This window comes from Streptomyces sp. NBC_00203, from assembly GCF_045206325.1.
Lineage (GTDB): Bacteria > Actinomycetota > Actinomycetes > Streptomycetales > Streptomycetaceae > Streptomyces > Streptomyces lutosisoli.
This window is the reverse complement of record NZ_CP108126.1, coordinates 8,986,449-9,002,236: the sequence shown is the minus strand read 5'-3', so window position 1 is coordinate 9,002,236 and position 15,788 is coordinate 8,986,449. Positions and strand designations below refer to the sequence as shown.

12 protein-coding genes are annotated in these 15,788 nt (G+C 70.1%); 7 read left to right on the top strand and 5 right to left on the bottom strand.

All coding sequences use genetic code 11. The features are described from left to right. Positions 1–3 precede the first annotated feature (3 nt). Positions 4–309: a 4a-hydroxytetrahydrobiopterin dehydratase gene (locus OG975_RS39985; RefSeq protein WP_406334446.1), complete on the bottom strand. Its 306-nt coding sequence runs from the start codon at positions 307–309 to the stop codon at positions 4–6. Positions 310–687: 378 nt separating this feature from the next. Next, positions 688–1,860 (bottom strand): ADP-ribosylglycohydrolase family protein, encoded by a 1,173-nt coding sequence (locus OG975_RS39980; protein WP_406334445.1) that lies wholly within the window; start codon positions 1,858–1,860, stop codon positions 688–690. 67 nt (positions 1,861–1,927) lie between these two features. On the opposite strand from OG975_RS39980, the gene OG975_RS39975 reads away from it, so the two are divergent. From OG975_RS39975 to narI, 7 genes are all read left to right on the top strand, one after another. Continuing rightward, complete coding sequence (locus OG975_RS39975; protein WP_406334444.1) at positions 1,928–2,800, top strand: helix-turn-helix domain-containing protein; 873 nt, start codon at positions 1,928–1,930, stop codon at positions 2,798–2,800. Positions 2,801–2,930: 130 nt separating this feature from the next. Continuing rightward, on the top strand, positions 2,931–3,794 hold the full coding sequence (locus tag OG975_RS39970) for a helix-turn-helix domain-containing protein (RefSeq protein WP_406334443.1): 864 nt from the start codon (positions 2,931–2,933) through the stop codon (positions 3,792–3,794). A gap of 60 nt (positions 3,795–3,854) precedes the next feature. Beyond that, positions 3,855–4,670 carry an SAM-dependent methyltransferase gene (locus tag OG975_RS39965; RefSeq protein WP_406334442.1) on the top strand — a complete coding sequence of 272 codons (816 nt, stop codon included), beginning with the start codon at positions 3,855–3,857 and terminating at the stop codon, positions 4,668–4,670. 78 nt (positions 4,671–4,748) lie between these two features. Further along, positions 4,749–8,444 carry a nitrate reductase subunit alpha gene (locus tag OG975_RS39960; RefSeq protein ID WP_406334441.1) on the top strand — a complete coding sequence of 1,232 codons (3,696 nt, stop codon included), beginning with the start codon at positions 4,749–4,751 and terminating at the stop codon, positions 8,442–8,444. Beyond that, positions 8,444–10,036 (top strand): nitrate reductase subunit beta, encoded by a 1,593-nt coding sequence (gene narH / locus OG975_RS39955; RefSeq protein ID WP_406334440.1) that lies wholly within the window; start codon positions 8,444–8,446, stop codon positions 10,034–10,036. Before OG975_RS39960 ends, narH begins: the two co-directional genes overlap by 1 nt. After that, positions 10,033–10,680: a nitrate reductase molybdenum cofactor assembly chaperone gene (gene narJ, locus OG975_RS39950; RefSeq protein WP_406334439.1), complete on the top strand. Its 648-nt coding sequence runs from the start codon at positions 10,033–10,035 to the stop codon at positions 10,678–10,680. Before narH ends, narJ begins: the two co-directional genes overlap by 4 nt. Continuing rightward, a complete protein-coding gene (gene narI, locus OG975_RS39945) occupies positions 10,677–11,399 on the top strand; it encodes a respiratory nitrate reductase subunit gamma (RefSeq protein ID WP_406334438.1) in 723 nt (240 codons plus the stop codon). Before narJ ends, narI begins: the two co-directional genes overlap by 4 nt. Positions 11,400–11,402: 3 nt before the next feature. Here the strand turns inward: narI and dnaK are convergent, their stop codons facing one another. From dnaK to OG975_RS39930, 3 genes are all read right to left on the bottom strand, one after another. Then, positions 11,403–13,274, bottom strand: a complete 1,872-nt coding sequence (dnaK, locus tag OG975_RS39940) for a molecular chaperone DnaK (RefSeq protein ID WP_406334437.1) — start codon at positions 13,272–13,274, stop codon at positions 11,403–11,405. Positions 13,275–13,417: 143 nt separating this feature from the next. Then, the gene (locus OG975_RS39935) at positions 13,418–13,846 is read right to left on the bottom strand and encodes an OsmC family peroxiredoxin (RefSeq protein WP_406334436.1); all 429 of its coding nucleotides are present in this window, start codon (positions 13,844–13,846) and stop codon (positions 13,418–13,420) included. A 106-nt stretch (positions 13,847–13,952) separates the two neighbouring features. Beyond that, a complete protein-coding gene (locus OG975_RS39930; RefSeq protein ID WP_406336683.1) occupies positions 13,953–15,689 on the bottom strand; it encodes a DUF2201 family putative metallopeptidase in 1,737 nt (578 codons plus the stop codon). Positions 15,690–15,788: the final 99 nt, after the last annotated feature.

The window sequence follows — 15,788 nt, the reverse complement described above, 5'->3', positions numbered from 1 at the left end:
GGGTCAGCGTGCCCCGTGTCCCGGGGCGAGTTCCTCCACCTTGCGGGCGAGGTTGAAGTCGAGTTCGGTGATGGCGCCGCCGACGCTGTGCGTGTTCACCGTGAGGGAGACGGTGTTGTAACCGAGCGTGAGGTCCGAGTGGTGGTCCAGTTTCTCCTGGACCTGGGCGATGTGGACGACCATCGCGGCCGCCGCGAAGTGTGAGCCGAGCCGGTAGGAGCGGGCGAGTCGGTCGCCGTCCACCGACCAGCCCGGCAGCTCCGCGAGCCGGTCCTCGATCTCCTTCTGCGACAACGGTTCGACGGCCATGACCTCGCTCCTTTCGTCCGGTGAAGATGCGCGTGGCGGTGCGCGTGGGGCTGTTCCTCAGCGTCCCACAGTCCCTGCAACCCGGCCCCACACCGGTCTCTTCGCCCCCGCCGCCCCTACCCGTCCCATCCCCGGGGGCTCCGCCCCCAGACCCCCAAAAGATTGCGCAGTTCCCCGCGCCCCTTAACAGTCGGCTGCGGGCCGGTGGGGGCCGTTCGCGCAGTTCCCCGCGCCCCTAAAAGGGGCGCGGGGAACTGCGCAATCTTTTAGGCGCTCCACCACCCACCCGCACCCGACACACCACCGAACGGGGTCGAAGGGGCAGAGCCCCTGGGGATGGGACGGGTAGGGGCGGCGGGGGCGAGGAAAACCCTGTGGTCACCGGCGCGCGCACTCCGTCGCGAAGTCATCCGCCAGCGCAGCGATCTGCGCACGCCCCTCCACCCGCTCCAGCCACTCCCACGGCAGCCCATGGTCGCCATACCGCGCCCCCAGAAGGTTGCCGCAGATGGCCCCGGTCGAGTCGCTGTCGCCGGAGTGATTGACGGAGAGGAGGAGGGCGTCGGTCACGCGGGGCCCGGCGAGGGCACAGTAGACCGCGATGGCCAGGGCCTCCTCGGCGATCCAGCCGGCACCGAGGCGCTCCACCTTCTCGGCGCTCGGGTCACCCTCGTCGGCGAGGTCCAGGGCCCGCCGCAGCGCGACGGCGGTCTCCTCGTGCCCGGGGTACCGGGCGAGCAGCCGCAGAGCCCGCAGTACGGCGCTCTCGACGGACTCCCCGGCGACCAGGTGAACGACCATCGCGGCCAGCGCTCCGGCCGCGTAGTACCCGGTGGGATGGCCGTGGGTCATCTGGGCGCACCGCGCGGCGAGCCCGAACGCGAAGTCCTCCGAGGCGGGGGCGAGCCCGAAGGGTGCCGAGCGCATCACCCCACCGCAGCCCTTGGAGTCAGGGTTCACCGCTCCCGGAGGGCCGAGTGCCAGCATGGGGTCGGGGACGTGGTCCCGTTCGAGCCCGGAGAGGCAGGCGTTGCCGGGAGCGCGGCGGGCGTACAGCCAGGCCTGGGCCGCGAGACCGCCAGTGGGCCCGGCGTAGGTGCCGGAATCGTGGGCCGGTGCGCCGGTGGGCCCGGCGTAGGCGCCAGAATTGTGGGCCGGTGCGCCGGCGGGCGCCGCGGCCGTCGCGCTCACCCCGGGCCCCGGCTTCCGCTGTGTCTCCAGCCACCGCTCGTACGCCCAGCGCACCAGTCGCGGTGCCCCGCCGCCGATGCCCTTGCGGCGTTCTCGCGCGTGGGCCTGCCCGAGCCCTTCCACCGTGAACAGCGTCATCTGTGTGTCATCGCTGACGCGCCCCACGACTCCGTCGCCGTCGGGCACCAGCCCGGTCACGCCCCGGGGTCCGTGCGCGGCGCGGATCCGGTCCAGGGAGTCGAACTCGATCGGATAGCCGAGCGCGTCCCCGATCGCCCCGCCCAGCAGACAGCCGCGTACCCGTGCGCGGTAGACCGCCTCGGCCTCCCAGCCCAGGCGTCGGCTCCATACGTCGTTCACTCGCCGCTCCTCGACCTCGGTGACCGCCGCCAGACCGTCGTCACCGCTCCTCGACTACCGTCGTCGTATGACGATTGTCGCGTCCGGAGCCGCCGCACCCTCAACTGCCCCCGCCCGCAAGGGAGCCGGTAAAGGTCCCGGCGACGGTGTCGGCGAAGGGATCGGTCCGCTGCTGCGTGGCTGGCGGGAGCAGCGGCGGGTGAGTCAGTTGGAGCTGGCGCTGCGGGCGGACTCCTCGGCCCGGCACATCAGCTTCATCGAGACGGGCCGCTCCCGCCCCAGCGAGGAGATGGTGCTGCGCCTCGCCGAACACCTCGATGTACCCGTCCGGGAACGCAACGCGCTGCTGCTCGCGGCCGGTTACGCGCCGCACTTCAAGGAGACCCCGCTCGACGACCCGTCGATGGACGCCCTGCGCGAGGGCATGGAGCGCCTGATCCAGGGCTACGAGCCCTACCCGGCGCTGGTGGTCGACGCCACGTACAACGTCCTCGCCGCGAACCGGGGCATCGCCATGCTGCTGGACGGCATCCCCGAGTCGCTGCTCGCGCCGCCGCTGAACGCCATGCGGCTCACTCTCCACCCGGAGGGTCTGGCGCCGCGCATCCGCAACCTGCGCGCGTGGCGGGACCATCTGCTCGCCCAGATGGACCGTCAGATCGCACTGCGCCGCTCGGAGCCGCTGCGCGCCCTGTACGAGGAGGTCGCGGCGTATCCGGTCCCGGACGCGGACCCGGCCGAGGGCGACGAACTCCCCGGCCCTGTCCCCTACTTCGCGCTTCCGATGCAGATCGAGCATGAAGGCCGGGTCCTGTCGTTCATCTCGTCGATCTCGACCTTCAACACCCCGATGGACGTGACGGTGGCCGAGCTGGCCATCGAGACGTTCCTCCCCGCGGACCCGGCGACGGTCAAGTACCTTCAGTCACTGCTCTCCTGAGGGAACGTCAATCATCGTGCGGGATACGTCCGGGATACGTCCGGGGTGAATGCGGCTCGGCGGATCCTGTGAGGGTTGTGGGTGGGCATGACACACTGCTCGGGTACTTCGGCGCGTGGGGAGGCGTGGCGTGAGTGAGCGGCGGGCTGCGCCCACCGTGGGGCAGGTGGTGCTCGGGCGGCGGCTTCAGGAGTTGCGGGAGGCCGCGGGGCTGAAGCGGGAGGAGGCGGCCCGTGTGCTGCGGGTCGCCCCGGCGACCGTGCGGCGCATGGAGATGGCCGAGGTCGCCCTCAAGATCCCGTACGTGCAGGTGCTGTTGACGACGTACGGCGTGGCCGACGACGAGGTGGGCTTCTTCGTCGCGCTGGCCGAGGAGGCGAACCAGCCGGGCTGGTGGCAGCGGTTCCACGACGTGCTGCCGGAGTGGTTCAGCATGCACGTCAGCCTGGAGGGCGCCGCCCGGATGATCCGCTCGTACGAGCCGCACTTCATGCCCGGGCTGCTGCAGACCGAGGACTACGCGCGGGCCGTGCTGGAGGCCGGGACGGTCGGGCAGACCGGTCCCGAGGCCATCGAGCGTCATGTGGCGCTGCGGATGAGCCGGCAGAAGCTGCTCGCCCGCGAGAACCCGCCGCACCTCTGGGTGATCATGGACGAGACGGTGCTGCGCCGGCCCGTCAGCATCCACGCCTCGGTCATGCGCGACCAGATCGACCGGCTCCTCGAAGCGAGCGAGCACGATCACATCACCCTCCAGGTCGCCGAGTACGCGAACGGCCCGCACCCGGGGACGTACACGTCCTTCGCGCTGTTCCGCTTCGCGGAGCCCGAGCTGCCGGACATGGTCTACAGCGAGTACGTGACCGGTGCCCTGTATCTCGACTCGCGCGCCGAGGTCGCCCTGCATCTGGAGGTCCTCGACCACATGTCGGCCCACGCGGCCTCCGCCCAGCGCACCAAAGAGATCCTCCGGGAGTTCCGCGAGAACTTCTGAGAGGCCGCCCGCACACGCCGTCCGATACACGCCGTCCGAACACGACCGAGGAGCACGCGCATGACCGGCAGTGAAGCCGCGCCCACCCGTATCGACACCAGTCGTCCCCATCCCGCCCGCGTCTACGACTGGTGGCTGGGCGGCAAGGACAACTACCCGGTCGACGAGGAGCTGGCCCGCAAGATCCTCGCCGCGGACGGAACGGCGGTGCGCGGGGCGCGCGCCAACCGCCGCTTCATGCACCGTGCGACGCGGACCGCCGCGCAGGCGGGGATACGCCAGTTCCTGGACATCGGTACGGGCATCCCGACCGAGCCCAATCTGCACCAGGTGGCCCAGCAGGTCGCACCGGATGCCAAGGTCGTGTACGCGGACAACGACCCGATCGTCCTGCGGCACGCGGAGGCGCTGCTGCACGGCTCCGCCGAGGGCAGCACCGACTACGTACACGCCGATGTCCGCGACCCCGAGACCATCCTGCGGCTGGCCGCCGCCTCCCTGGACCTCACCCGGCCGGTCGCCCTGTCGCTGGTCGCGCTCACCCACTACCTGGGTGACGCCACGGACGGCGACGATGTGTACGGCCTGATCAAGCGGTACGTCGAGGCGCTCGCCCCCGGCAGCCAGGTGGTGCTGTCCCAGGTGACCTCCGACATCAGTCCCGAGGGCGTCGCGAAGGCCGCCGAGCTGTTCCGGCGCAGTGGCACTCCCTTCTTCCCGCGCACGCACGCCGAGTTCTCACGGTTCTTCGACGGCCTGGAGCTCCAGGAGCCCGGCGTGGTCGCGGTCTCCGAGTGGCGTCCGGAGGCGGAGGACCTGGCGGCCCAGGCGGAGGGGGCTGTCCCGGTGTTCGCGGGGGTCGGACTCAAGCTCTGACCCGTACGGGTGCCGTGAGCGGGTGCGCTCCCCTGCTTGCCCCTAGCTTCGAGAGCACGGGCAAGCAAGGGAGCGCACGTGACCGACACCCGGATCCCGCCCACCGAGCCGGGCGCCGCGCTGCTGCGCGCCGGGAGGTACTTCCGGCCCGGTGCGGCAGCGCCCGATCTGCACAGCGTCCGGCTGACCGGCGGCCGTGAGGCGGACTCCTTCTACCGGGACCGCTGGAGCCACGACAAGGTCGTGAACTCGACGCACGGCGTCAACTGCACCGGCTCCTGCCGCTGGAAGGTGTACGTCAAGGACGGCATCATCACGTGGGAGACCCAGCAGACGGACTATCCGTCGGTGGGCCCCGACCGCCCCGAGTACGAGCCGCGCGGCTGTCCTCGGGGCGCGGCCTTCTCCTGGTACACGTACTCGCCGACCCGGGTGCGCTATCCGTACATCCGAGGGGTCCTCCTGGAGATGTACCGGGAGGCGCGGGGCCGTTTGCAGGACCCCGTGCTCGCCTGGGCGGACATCCAGGCCGACCCCGAGCGCCGCGGCCGCTACCAGCGGGCCCGCGGCAAGGGCGGTCTGGTGCGCGCCTCCTGGGACGAGGCGGTCGAGATCGTCGCCGCCGCCCATGTCCACACGATCAAGACGTACGGCCCCGACCGCATCGCCGGGTTCTCCCCCATCCCCGCGATGTCGATGGTGTCGCACGCCGCCGGAGCCCGTTTCATGGGCCTCATCGGCGCGCCGATGCTCTCCTTCTACGACTGGTACGCCGACCTGCCCGTCGCCTCCCCGCAGGTCTTCGGCGACCAGACCGACGTGCCGGAGTCGGGCGACTGGTGGGACGCCGCGTATCTGATGATGTGGGGTTCCAACGTCCCGGTGACCCGCACGCCCGACGCCCACTGGATGGCCGAGGCCCGCTATCGCGGTCAGAAGGTCGTGGTCGTCGCCCCCGACTACGCGGACAACGCCAAGTTCGCCGACGAGTGGCTGCATCCGCACCCCGGCACGGACGGCGCGCTCGCGCTGGCGATGGGGCATGTCGTCCTCAAGGAGTTCTTCGTCGACCGCGAGACGCCCTTCTTCGCGGACTACGTAAGGAAGTTCACCGATCTGCCGTTCCTGGTGACCCTGACGGAGAAGGACGGCGCGTACGTCCCCTCGAAGTTCCTGCGGGCCACCGATGTGGGCAAGTTCGGCGAGGGCGCCGCCTGGAAGACGGTGGTCCTGGACGCGGTGACCGGGCGGGCCGTCGTGCCGAACGGTTCGCTGGGCTTCCGCTGGACCGAGTCCGGCAAGGGCAAGTGGAACCTCGAACTGGGCGCCATCCAGCCGCATTTGAGCCTGTACGGCCATGAGGCCGCCGGCGGTGTCGAGGTGCTCCTCCCCCGCTTCGACACCGAGGGCGGCGAGCACGGCCAGGGGCGCGGCGACGTCGTGCACCGTGGTGTTCCGGCGACACAGCTCGGCGGTGCGAAAGGCCCGCTGGTCACGACGGTCTTCGATCTGCTGCTCGCGCAGTACGGGGTGGGGCGGGAGGGGCTGCCGGGTCAGTGGCCTTCCTCGTACAAGGACTCCGAGGCGCCCGGTACGCCTGCCTGGCAGGAGGTGCACACGTCCGTTCCGGCGGCCAAGTGCGTGAAGATCGCTAGGGAGTTCGCGCGGACGGCGGAGCAGTCGCAGGGCCGCTGCATGATCCTGATGGGCGCGGGGACCAACCACTGGTTCCACTCCGAGACCATCTACCGGGCCTTTCTCGCACTGCTCCAGCTCACCGGCTGCCAGGGCCGCAACGGCGGTGGCTGGGCGCACTACGTCGGCCAGGAGAAGTGCCGCCCGGTCACCGGCTGGGCCACGCTGGCGGGCGCCGCCGACTGGAGCCGGCCGCCGCGGCAGATGATCGGTGCCGCGTACTGGTTCCTCAACACCGACCAGTGGCGCTATGACAAGTTCGGGGCCGATGTGCTCGCCTCACCGCTCGGCGAGGGGCGGTTCAAGGGGATGACGGGCGCGGACTGCCTGGCGCTGTCGGCGCGTTCGGGGTGGATGCCGTCGTATCCGACCTTCGACCGCAATCCGTTGAAGCTGGGCGAGGTCTTCGGTGATCCGGTGGCGAACGTCGTGGCCGAACTCCGGTCGGGCACCCTGAAGTTCGCCTGTGAGGACCCGGACGCGCCCGAGAACTGGCCGCGCGTACTGACTCTTTGGCGCGCCAACCTGCTCGGCTCCTCGGCGAAGGGCGCCGAGTACTTCAGCAAACACCTGCTGGGCACCCATTCGTCGCTGCGGGCCGAGGAGGCGGAGCCCGAGGTCCGGCCGAGGGATGTGACCTGGCGTGAGGAGGCCCCCGAGGGCAAGCTCGACCTGCTGCTCTCCCTGGACTTCCGGCAGACCTCCTCCACCCTTCTGTCGGACGTCGTGCTGCCCGCCGCGACCTGGTACGAGAAGCACGACCTGTCGACCACGGACATGCATCCGTACGTCCACTCCTTCACCCCGGCGGTGGACCCGCCGTGGCAGGCGCGCACCGACTTCGACACGTTCAAGGCGCTGGCCGAGCGGCTGAGCGAACTCGCCGTGGACCACCTCGGCGTACGCAAGGACCTCGTCGCCACCGCGCTCCAGCACGACACTCCCGGCGAGACCGCGCAGCCGGGCGGGGTGGTGCTGGACTGGAAGCGCGGCGAGTGCGATCCCGTGCCCGGGAAGACGCTGCCGAACCTGGCGGTGGTGGAGCGGGACTACACGGCGGTCGGGGCGAAGTTCGCGGCGCTCGGGCCGTTGGTGGAGAAACTGGGCCTGCCCGCCAAGGGCATCGCGCTCAGGCCGGACGAGGAGGTCGAGCACCTCAAGGAGCTGAACGGTGTCGTACGCGGCGGACCCGCCGACGGGCGTCCGGCGCTCGACACCGCCGTGAAGGCCGCGAACACGATCCTCGCGCTGTCCGGGACGACCAACGGGCGCCTGGCCACGCAGGGCTTCCGCACGCTGGAGGCCCGCACGGGGCAGGAGATGGCGCATCTGTCCGCCGAGCACGAGGGCAAGCGGATCACGTACGCGGACACCCAGGCCGCGCCGGTGCCGGTGATCACCTCGCCGGAGTGGTCGGGCAGCGAGTCGGGCGGCCGCCGCTACACGGCGTTCACCCTCAACACCGAGCACCTCAAGCCCTGGCACACCCTCACCGGGCGCCAGCACTTCTTCCTCGACCACGACTGGATCCATGAGCTGGGCGAGGCGCTGCCGGTGTACCGGCCGCCGCTCGACATGCACCGGCTGTTCGGTGAGCCGCACCTCGGGTCCGACGGACAAACGGAAGTAACGGTCCGTTATCTCACCCCGCACAACAAGTGGTCGATCCACTCCGAGTACCAGGACAACCTGTTCATGCTCTCGCTCTCGCGCGGCGGCCAGAACATCTGGATGTCCCCGCAGGACGCGGACGCCATCGGGGTGAAGGACAACGACTGGATCGAGGCCGTCAACCGCAACGGCGTGGTCGTCGCCCGGGCCGTCGTCTCGCACCGGATGCCCGCCGGCACGGTCTATATGCACCACGCCCAGGAGCGCACGGTGGGCGTGCCCAAGACGGAGACCACCGGAAGACGCGGCGGCATCCACAACTCGCTGACCCGGCTGATCCTCAAACCGTCCCATCTCATCGGCGGCTACGCCCAGTTGTCGTGGGCCTTCAACTACCTGGGCCCGACGGGCAACCAGCGCGACGAGGTGACGGTCATCCGGCGCCGCAGTCAGGAGGTCGAGTACTGATGCGCCCGATGGCCCAGATCGCCATGGTCATGAATCTCGACAAGTGCATTGGCTGTCACACCTGTTCGGTCACCTGCAAGCAGGCGTGGACCAACCGGGACGGCATGGAGTACGTCTGGTTCAACAACGTCGAGACCCGCCCCGGACAGGGCTATCCGCGCCGCTACGAGGACCAGGAGAAGTGGCGGGGCGGCTGGGAACTGAACCGGCGCGGCGCGCTGAAGCTCAAGGCGGGCGGACGGCTCCACAAGCTCGCCGGGATCTTCTCCAACCCCAGGCTCCCGGAGATCAAGGACTACTACGAGCCCTGGACGTACGACTACAAGAACCTCACCGACGCCCCGCTCGGCGACGACTTCCCGGTGGCACGGCCCGTCTCGCAGCTCACCGGCAAGCCGATGAAGATCGAGTGGTCCTCGAACTGGGACGACAACCTGGCGGGCGCTCCGGAACACGGCGATCAGGACCCCATGGTCCAGCGGGTACGCCAACAGGCCGCCGAGAAGGTGCAGTTCGCCTTCGAGCAGACCTTCATGTTCTATCTGCCGCGCATCTGCGAGCACTGTCTCAACCCGGCGTGCGTGGCGTCCTGTCCGTCGGGCGCCATGTACAAGCGGGCCGAGGACGGCATCGTCCTGGTCGACCAGGACCAGTGCCGGGGCTGGCGGATGTGCGTGACCGGATGCCCGTACAAGAAGGTGTACTTCAACCACCGTACCGGCAAGGCCGAGAAGTGCACGCTGTGCTATCCGCGCGTCGAGGTCGGGCTCCCGACCGTCTGCTCCGAGACCTGCGTGGGACGGCTGCGCTATCTCGGAGTGATCCTGTACGACGCGGACAAGGTGACCGCCGCCGCGTCCACCCAGGACGAAAAGGCCCTGTACGAAGCCCAGTTGGACGTCTTCCTCGACCCCGACGACCCCGCCGTGCAACGGGCCGCCGAGGACGCCGGAATCCCGTACGACTGGATGGAGGCGGCCCGCCGCTCCCCCGTGCGCGCGCTGATCAGCACGTACAAGGTGGCGCTGCCCCTGCATCCGGAGTACCGCACGATGCCGATGGTCTGGTACATCCCGCCGCTGTCCCCCGTCGTCGACGCGCTGACCGAGACCGGGCACGACGGCGAGGACCTGGACAATCTCTTCGGCGCGATCGACACGCTCCGCATCCCGCTCGAATACCTGGCGGAGCTCTTCACAGCGGGCGATGTCGAGCCGGTGCGGGCCTCGCTCGGCAAACTCGCCGCCATGCGCTCGCACATGCGGGCCATCAACCTCGGCGAGCCGCCCGACGCGTCGATCGCCACGTCCGTCGGCATGAAGCCCGACGAGATCGAGGAGATGTACCGGCTGCTGGCGATCGCCAAGTACGAGGACCGGTACGTCATTCCGACGGCCGCCGTCGGCGACGCCAGGCGTCTGGAGGAGTCGGCGCTGCCCGACGGGTGCAGCCTCGACTACGACGGCGGGCCCGGCATGGGCGGCGACGGGCCCTTCGGCCAGGACTCGGGCCGCAAACAGCTGCCGCTCGTGACGATCGAGAACTTCCACGCCCTGCGGGACCGGCAGACGGCGGACCGGGAGGACACATGACGACACGGCGGGAGAACGTCCGCGTGAAAGAGCACGCCGTGCTGTATCAGGCCGCCGCGTACTGCCTCGGCTATCCGGACGGGGAGTTCTACGAACGGCTGCCGCTGCTGCGTCAAGCCGCCCCGGAACTACGGGAGTTCCTCGAACACGCGGACACCGAACCCCCGCAGGACCTCACCGCGCACTACGTCCAGGTCTTCGACTTCAAGAACCGGCACAGCCTCTATCTGAGCTGGTGGCGCGACGGGGACACCCGGCGGCGCGGGATGTCGCTGGTGCGGTTCAAGGAGGTGTACCGGGAGCACGGCCTGGAGTTCACCGGCGAGGAGCTGCCGGACTTCCTGCCGGCGGTCCTCGAATTCTCCGCGCACGCCGGACCCGGACTTCTCCAAGAGCACCGCAGCGGCCTGGAGTTGCTGCGGATCGCGCTCACCGACTTCGGCACGCCGTACGCGACGATCCTCGACGCGGTGTGCGCCACCCTTCCCGGCCCGTCCCCCAAGGACCGCGCCGAGGCGCTCGCCCTGGCCCGGTCGGGGCCGCCGCGCGAAGAGGTCGGCCTCGAACCCTTCGGCGCCATCGGGGTCGAACCCAGCGGCGCCCTCGGCCACGAACCTCTCGCCGTCATCGGAGAACGCTCATGACGACCCTCCTCTGGGGCGCCCTGCCGTACATCGCCTTCGCGCTGCTCGTCGCGGGCCTCGTCTGGCGCTACCGCTACGACAAGTTCGGCTGGACCACGCGCTCCTCGCAGATCTACGAGTCGAAGCTGCTGAACATCGCCTCGCCCGCCTTCCACTACGGCATCCTCTTCGTGCTCGTCGGCCATCTGGTGGGCCTGTTCGTCCCGGAGTCGTGGACCCACTCCCTGGGGATCAGCGAGCACACGTACCACCTGTTCTCGCTGTACGGCGGCACGGCGGCCGGAATCCTCACCGTGGCCGGCATCCTGCTGCTGATCTACCGCAGACGGACGAACTCACCGGTGTTCCGGGCGACGACCGTCAACGACAAGCTGATGTATGTCGTGCTGCTCGGCGCGATCGTGATGGGCATGGTCGCCAAGCTCTCGCACGCCACCGGAGCCGGCTACAACTACCGTGATTCCATCGCCCCTTGGGCGCGCAGTCTGTTCACGCTCCAGCCGAAGACGGAGCTGATGGAGGGCGTGCCGGTGCTCTACCGGATCCACGCGGTGATCGGCATGGCGCTGATCGCGCTGGTGTCGTACACGCGGCTGGTCCATATGTTCAGCGCGCCGGTGCAGTATCTGTTCCGCCCGTACGTGGTCTACCGCGGCCGCGACCCGAAGCAGCTCGGGGCGCGGCCGGCACGGCGGGGCTGGGAGAAGACGGACGCCTGACCTTCAGGCGGTGCCGCCGTCCTTGGGCCCCCTGTCCTCGTCGACGATCTCGGCGTCCACCACGCCCTCCTCGTCGCCCGGGGCCTGCTCGGTGGGCGGCTGGTCCTCCGGGGGCGTCTGCTGGGCCTGCGCGTACATCGCCTGCCCCATCCGCTGGCTGACGGTGGCCAGCTTCTCGATGCCGGTGCGCAGGGCGGCCGTGTCGGTGGAGGAGTCCTCCAGGAGCCGTTTCAGGTCGGCTGCCGCGGACTCGACCTCCGTCTTCGTGTCGGCCGGGATGCGCTGCTCGTTCTCGCGGACGAACTTCTCCGTCTGGTAGACGAGTTGCTCGCCCTGGTTGCGCGTCTCCGCGGCCTCACGGCGCTCCCGGTCCTCCTCGGCGTACTGCTCGGCATCGCGCATCATGCGGTCGATGTCGTTCTTGGGGAGCGCGGAGCCGCCGGTCACGGTCATCTTCTGCTCACGTCCGGTGGCGAGATCCTTCGCCGAGACGTGCATGATCCCGTTGGCGTCGATGTCGAAGGCGACCTCGATCTGCGGCACCCCGCGCGGCGCGGGCGGCAGTCCGGTGAGGTCGAAGACGCCGAGCTTCTTGTTGTAGGCGGCGATCTCGCGCTCGCCCTGGTAGACCTGGATGCCGACCGACGGCTGGTTGTCCACGGCGGTCGTGAAGATCTCCGAACGCCGGGTCGGGATCGTGGTGTTGCGCTCGATGAGCTTGGTCATGATGCCGCCCTTGGTCTCGATGCCGAGGGACAGCGGGGTGACGTCGAGGAGCAGCACGTCCTTCACGTCTCCCCGGATGACACCCGCCTGGAGGGCCGCGCCGAGCGCCACGACCTCGTCCGGGTTGACGCCCTTGTGCGGGTCCTTGCCGGTGAGTTCCTTCACGAGGTCGGTGACGGCGGGCATGCGCGTGGAGCCGCCGACCAGGATCACGTGGTCGACGGCGGAGAGCTTCACGCCCGCGTCCTTGACCGCCTGGTGGAAGGGGGTCTTGCAGCGGTCGAGCAAGTCGGCAGTGAGTTCCTGGAACTGAGCTCGCGTCAGCTTCTCGTCGAGGTGCAGCGGGCCTTCGGCGGTCGCCGTGACGTAGGGCAGGTTGACGGTGGTCTCCGAGGCGCTGGACAGTTCGATCTTGGCTTTCTCGGCGCCCTCGCGCAGCCGTTGCAGCGCCATCTTGTCGTGGCCGAGATCGATGCCGTACGAGGCCTTGAACCGCTGGGCGAGGTGCTCGACGATCCGCTGGTCCCAGTCGTCGCCACCGAGCCGGGTGTCGCCGTTGGTGGCCTTGACCTCGATGACACCGTCGCCGATCTCCAGGAGCGAGACGTCGAAGGTGCCGCCGCCCAGGTCGAAGACGAGGACGGTCTGCTCCTCGCCGCGGTCGAGCCCGTACGCGAGCGCGGCGGCCGTCGGCTCGTTGATGATCCTCAGAACCTTCAGGCCCGCGATCTCGCCCGCCTCCTTGGTGGCCTGGCGCTGCGCGTCGTCGAAGTAGGCGGGCACAGTGATCACGGCGTCCGTGACGTCCTCGCCGAGGTAGGCCTCCGCGTCGCGCTTCAGCTTCTGCAGCACCCGCGCGGACAGCTCCTGGGCCCGGTAGCGGGTGCCGTCGATGGCGTCCTTCTCCGGAAAACGCCAGGTCACGTCCCCCATGTGACGCTTCACGGAGCGCGCGGTGCGCTCCACGTTCGTCACCGCCTGCCGCTTGGCGACCTCGCCGACGAGCACCTCGCCGTTCTTGGCGAAGGCCACCACGGAGGGCGTGGTGCGCGCACCCTCGGCGTTGGCGACGACGGTGGGGTCGCCGCCCTCCAGGACGGCCACCACCGAGTTCGTCGTACCGAGGTCGATCCCGACCGCACGTGCCATGTCCGTCCCCTTCCGCCAGGGCTCTGCCCGATCTCCAGCACAAATCTTGAGTGGCTGGTTGTCAATGGGACGGGGTGGCGTACAGGAGCGCGCATGACGATGCCGCGCCCCCTCGGGGAGAGCGCGGCATCGGCGTACGAGCGTCAGGCGAGCTTCGCCGTCAGGGTGATCGTCGTGCCGGTCAGCGCCTGGCTGACCGGGCAGTTCTTCTTGGCGTCCTCGGCGGCCGCCTGGAAGGCGGCCTCGTCGATGCCGGGCACCGTGGCCTCGACGGTGAGGTGGATGCCGGTGATGCCCTCGCCGGGCTGGAAGGAGACATCGGCGGAGGTGACGAGCTTGGTGGGCGGGGTGCCGGCCCCCGCGAGGGCGTGCGAGAACGCCATGGAGTAGCAGCTGGAGTGGGCTGCGGCGATCAGCTCCTCGGGGCTGGTCTTGCCGTTCGCGTCCTGGGCGCGCGACGCCCACGTCACCGGCTGCTGCGCGATGGCGCCGGAGGAGTCGAAGGTGACGACGCCCTTGCCCTCGAGCAGGTTGCCTTCCCAGACGGTGTGTGCAGAGCGCGTGGTGGCCACGGTGAATCCCTTCAGTGAGGTCCCGTTTTCGGGGTCCGTACCCACCATCCGATCACAACCTGGCCCGGCGCACGCGGAAGACAGGTCACGGCATCCCGAAGACAGGTCACCGCACCCGGAAGACGGGCCCACGCGCGGTGAACGGCAGCCGGGCGTCCTGCGGGATCAGATACGCGTGCTCGCGCCGCACCCGCAGTACATCGCAGTAACCGTCCGTGATCACCAGGACGGGCGCGCCGGGCGGGAAGTCGTCGGCGCGGTGCAGCAGGTCGATCCCGGGCTGCAGCACCGTACCGCCGCGTCCGTGCACACGGACGCGTCCGGCGATCTCCGTGACCGGCAGATATCCCGCGTCGTGCGGGGCCGCGTCGCAGAAGACGACGCGGGCGGCCGGTACGTCGCGGGCCTCGGCGTACGAGGCGATGGCACCCAGTGCCTTGCCGAGCAGGGTGCGGTCCATGGAGCCGGAGGTGTCGAGGACGACGCCGAAGGTGCAGCGGGCGATCTCCTCGGGCGGGAAGTAGCGGCCCGCGCGCGGGATGTCGGGGGTCGCCGCCTGGCGGCGCGCCGGACGCGCGTACGTTCGTACGGGCTCGGGGCGGGGCACGAACTCGTCGAACCAGCGGGCGAGTTGGGCGTCCCAGGGCAGCGGAGGATGGCTGAGCGCGCGGATCTCCTCCACCAGACCGCCCGGCAGGAATCCGCGCTCCTGCTGCTGGTGCAGGTCGAGGCCCTGGCCGAGACCCCGGCGGTAGAACTCGTCGAGGTCGACATAGTCGCGCGGCGAGCCGAGCGGGCCGCCGAGGATGTCGCCCGCGCCCTTGCCGCGCAGCGTGGACAGGCGGCGCATCCGGCGCAGGTCGCCGGCGATCCGGTCGTAGACCTCCTCCGCCGACAGGTCCTTCAGCTCCGGGTCGTACAGCAGCCCTTCGGGCATCGTGCCGACCTGCATCTCGCACAGCCAGCCGTTGATGACGTAGTCGGCGGCGACGTTGAAGAGATACGGGTCGCGGGTCCCGCAGCGGTCGCCGTGGCGCAGGGCGGCGTGCAGCATCTCGTGGGCGAGGACGAACCGCCATTCCTCGGCATCGAACCGGCACAGCGGGTTGACGTAGATCTCGGCGGCCTCCGGGTTGACCGCCGCGATCGAGATGCCGTGGGCGCGAGCGAGTTCGGCGTCGGCGACAAGGGTGATACCGGCCGCGACGCCGCCGAGCAGGGGGTAGGAGGAGATGAACCAGCTCAGCGCCTTCTCCCAGGGCTGCAGCCGGGTGGGTCCGCCGCGCATGGACGCGCGGCGGCCGCCCGCCATGTCCATCGCGGCGGTCATGGTGCGGGTCAGGGCGTGCGCGAAGGCGATCTGCCAGTCGGGCGGGGTGCCGCCGATCCAGGTGTTCCACGGCACCAGCAGCTGGTCCGGCTCGTCATGTCCCGTGCCGCAATGGTCGTAGCGGGGCGGGATGCCGTCGCGGCGCCAGCGCGCGGCGAGCTGTTCCTCGTCGCCGTCCGGGTAGGAGTCGGGCAGGTCCTCGGGGGTGAGCCCGATCGGGAAGCCGAGCAGGAAGCGGTTGACCACGACGCAGCGGGCGGCGAGGTCGAAACGGTCGGGCTGTACGCGCTCGCCGACCGCGGCGGGAACGTGCCCGAAGCCCAGATGAATCACGGCGTGCGCGATGGCCCAGGCCCAGGCGGCCGGTTCCGCGCGGCGGGTGGGATGGACGTGCAGGATGCCGTCGGAGTCGACGCACACCAGACCGGCGCGCGGCGCCCTGACGCAGTCCTCCTGCCGGCAGGTGCTGAACCCGATGGCGGCCAGCGCCCGATTGGCCCGCACCAGCCGCATCCCCTCCGCGAACGCCTCGGCGGCGGGATCCGGCTTGGCCGCTGTCGCCGGCTTACGGGGACGGCTCACCGCAGGGCTCCGACGGACGGCCGGATCAGC

Bases quoted from the DNA above. Each gene is read 5' to 3' on its own strand.
- OG975_RS39985 (WP_406334446.1), bottom strand. From the start codon at position 309: ATGGCCGTCGAACCGTTGTCGCAGAAGGAGATCGAGGACCGGCTCGCG.
- OG975_RS39975 (WP_406334444.1), top strand. From the start codon at position 1,928: ATGACGATTGTCGCGTCCGGAGCCGCCGCACCCTCAACTGCCCCCGCC.
- OG975_RS39965 (WP_406334442.1), top strand. From the start codon at position 3,855: ATGACCGGCAGTGAAGCCGCGCCCACCCGTATCGACACCAGTCGTCCC.
- narH (WP_406334440.1), top strand. From the start codon at position 8,444: ATGCGCCCGATGGCCCAGATCGCCATGGTCATGAATCTCGACAAGTGC.
- narJ (WP_406334439.1), top strand. From the start codon at position 10,033: ATGACGACACGGCGGGAGAACGTCCGCGTGAAAGAGCACGCCGTGCTG.
- narI (WP_406334438.1), top strand. From the start codon at position 10,677: ATGACGACCCTCCTCTGGGGCGCCCTGCCGTACATCGCCTTCGCGCTG.
- dnaK (WP_406334437.1), bottom strand. From the start codon at position 13,274: ATGGCACGTGCGGTCGGGATCGACCTCGGTACGACGAACTCGGTGGTG.
- OG975_RS39930 (WP_406336683.1), bottom strand. From the start codon at position 15,689: ATGCGGCTGGTGCGGGCCAATCGGGCGCTGGCCGCCATCGGGTTCAGC.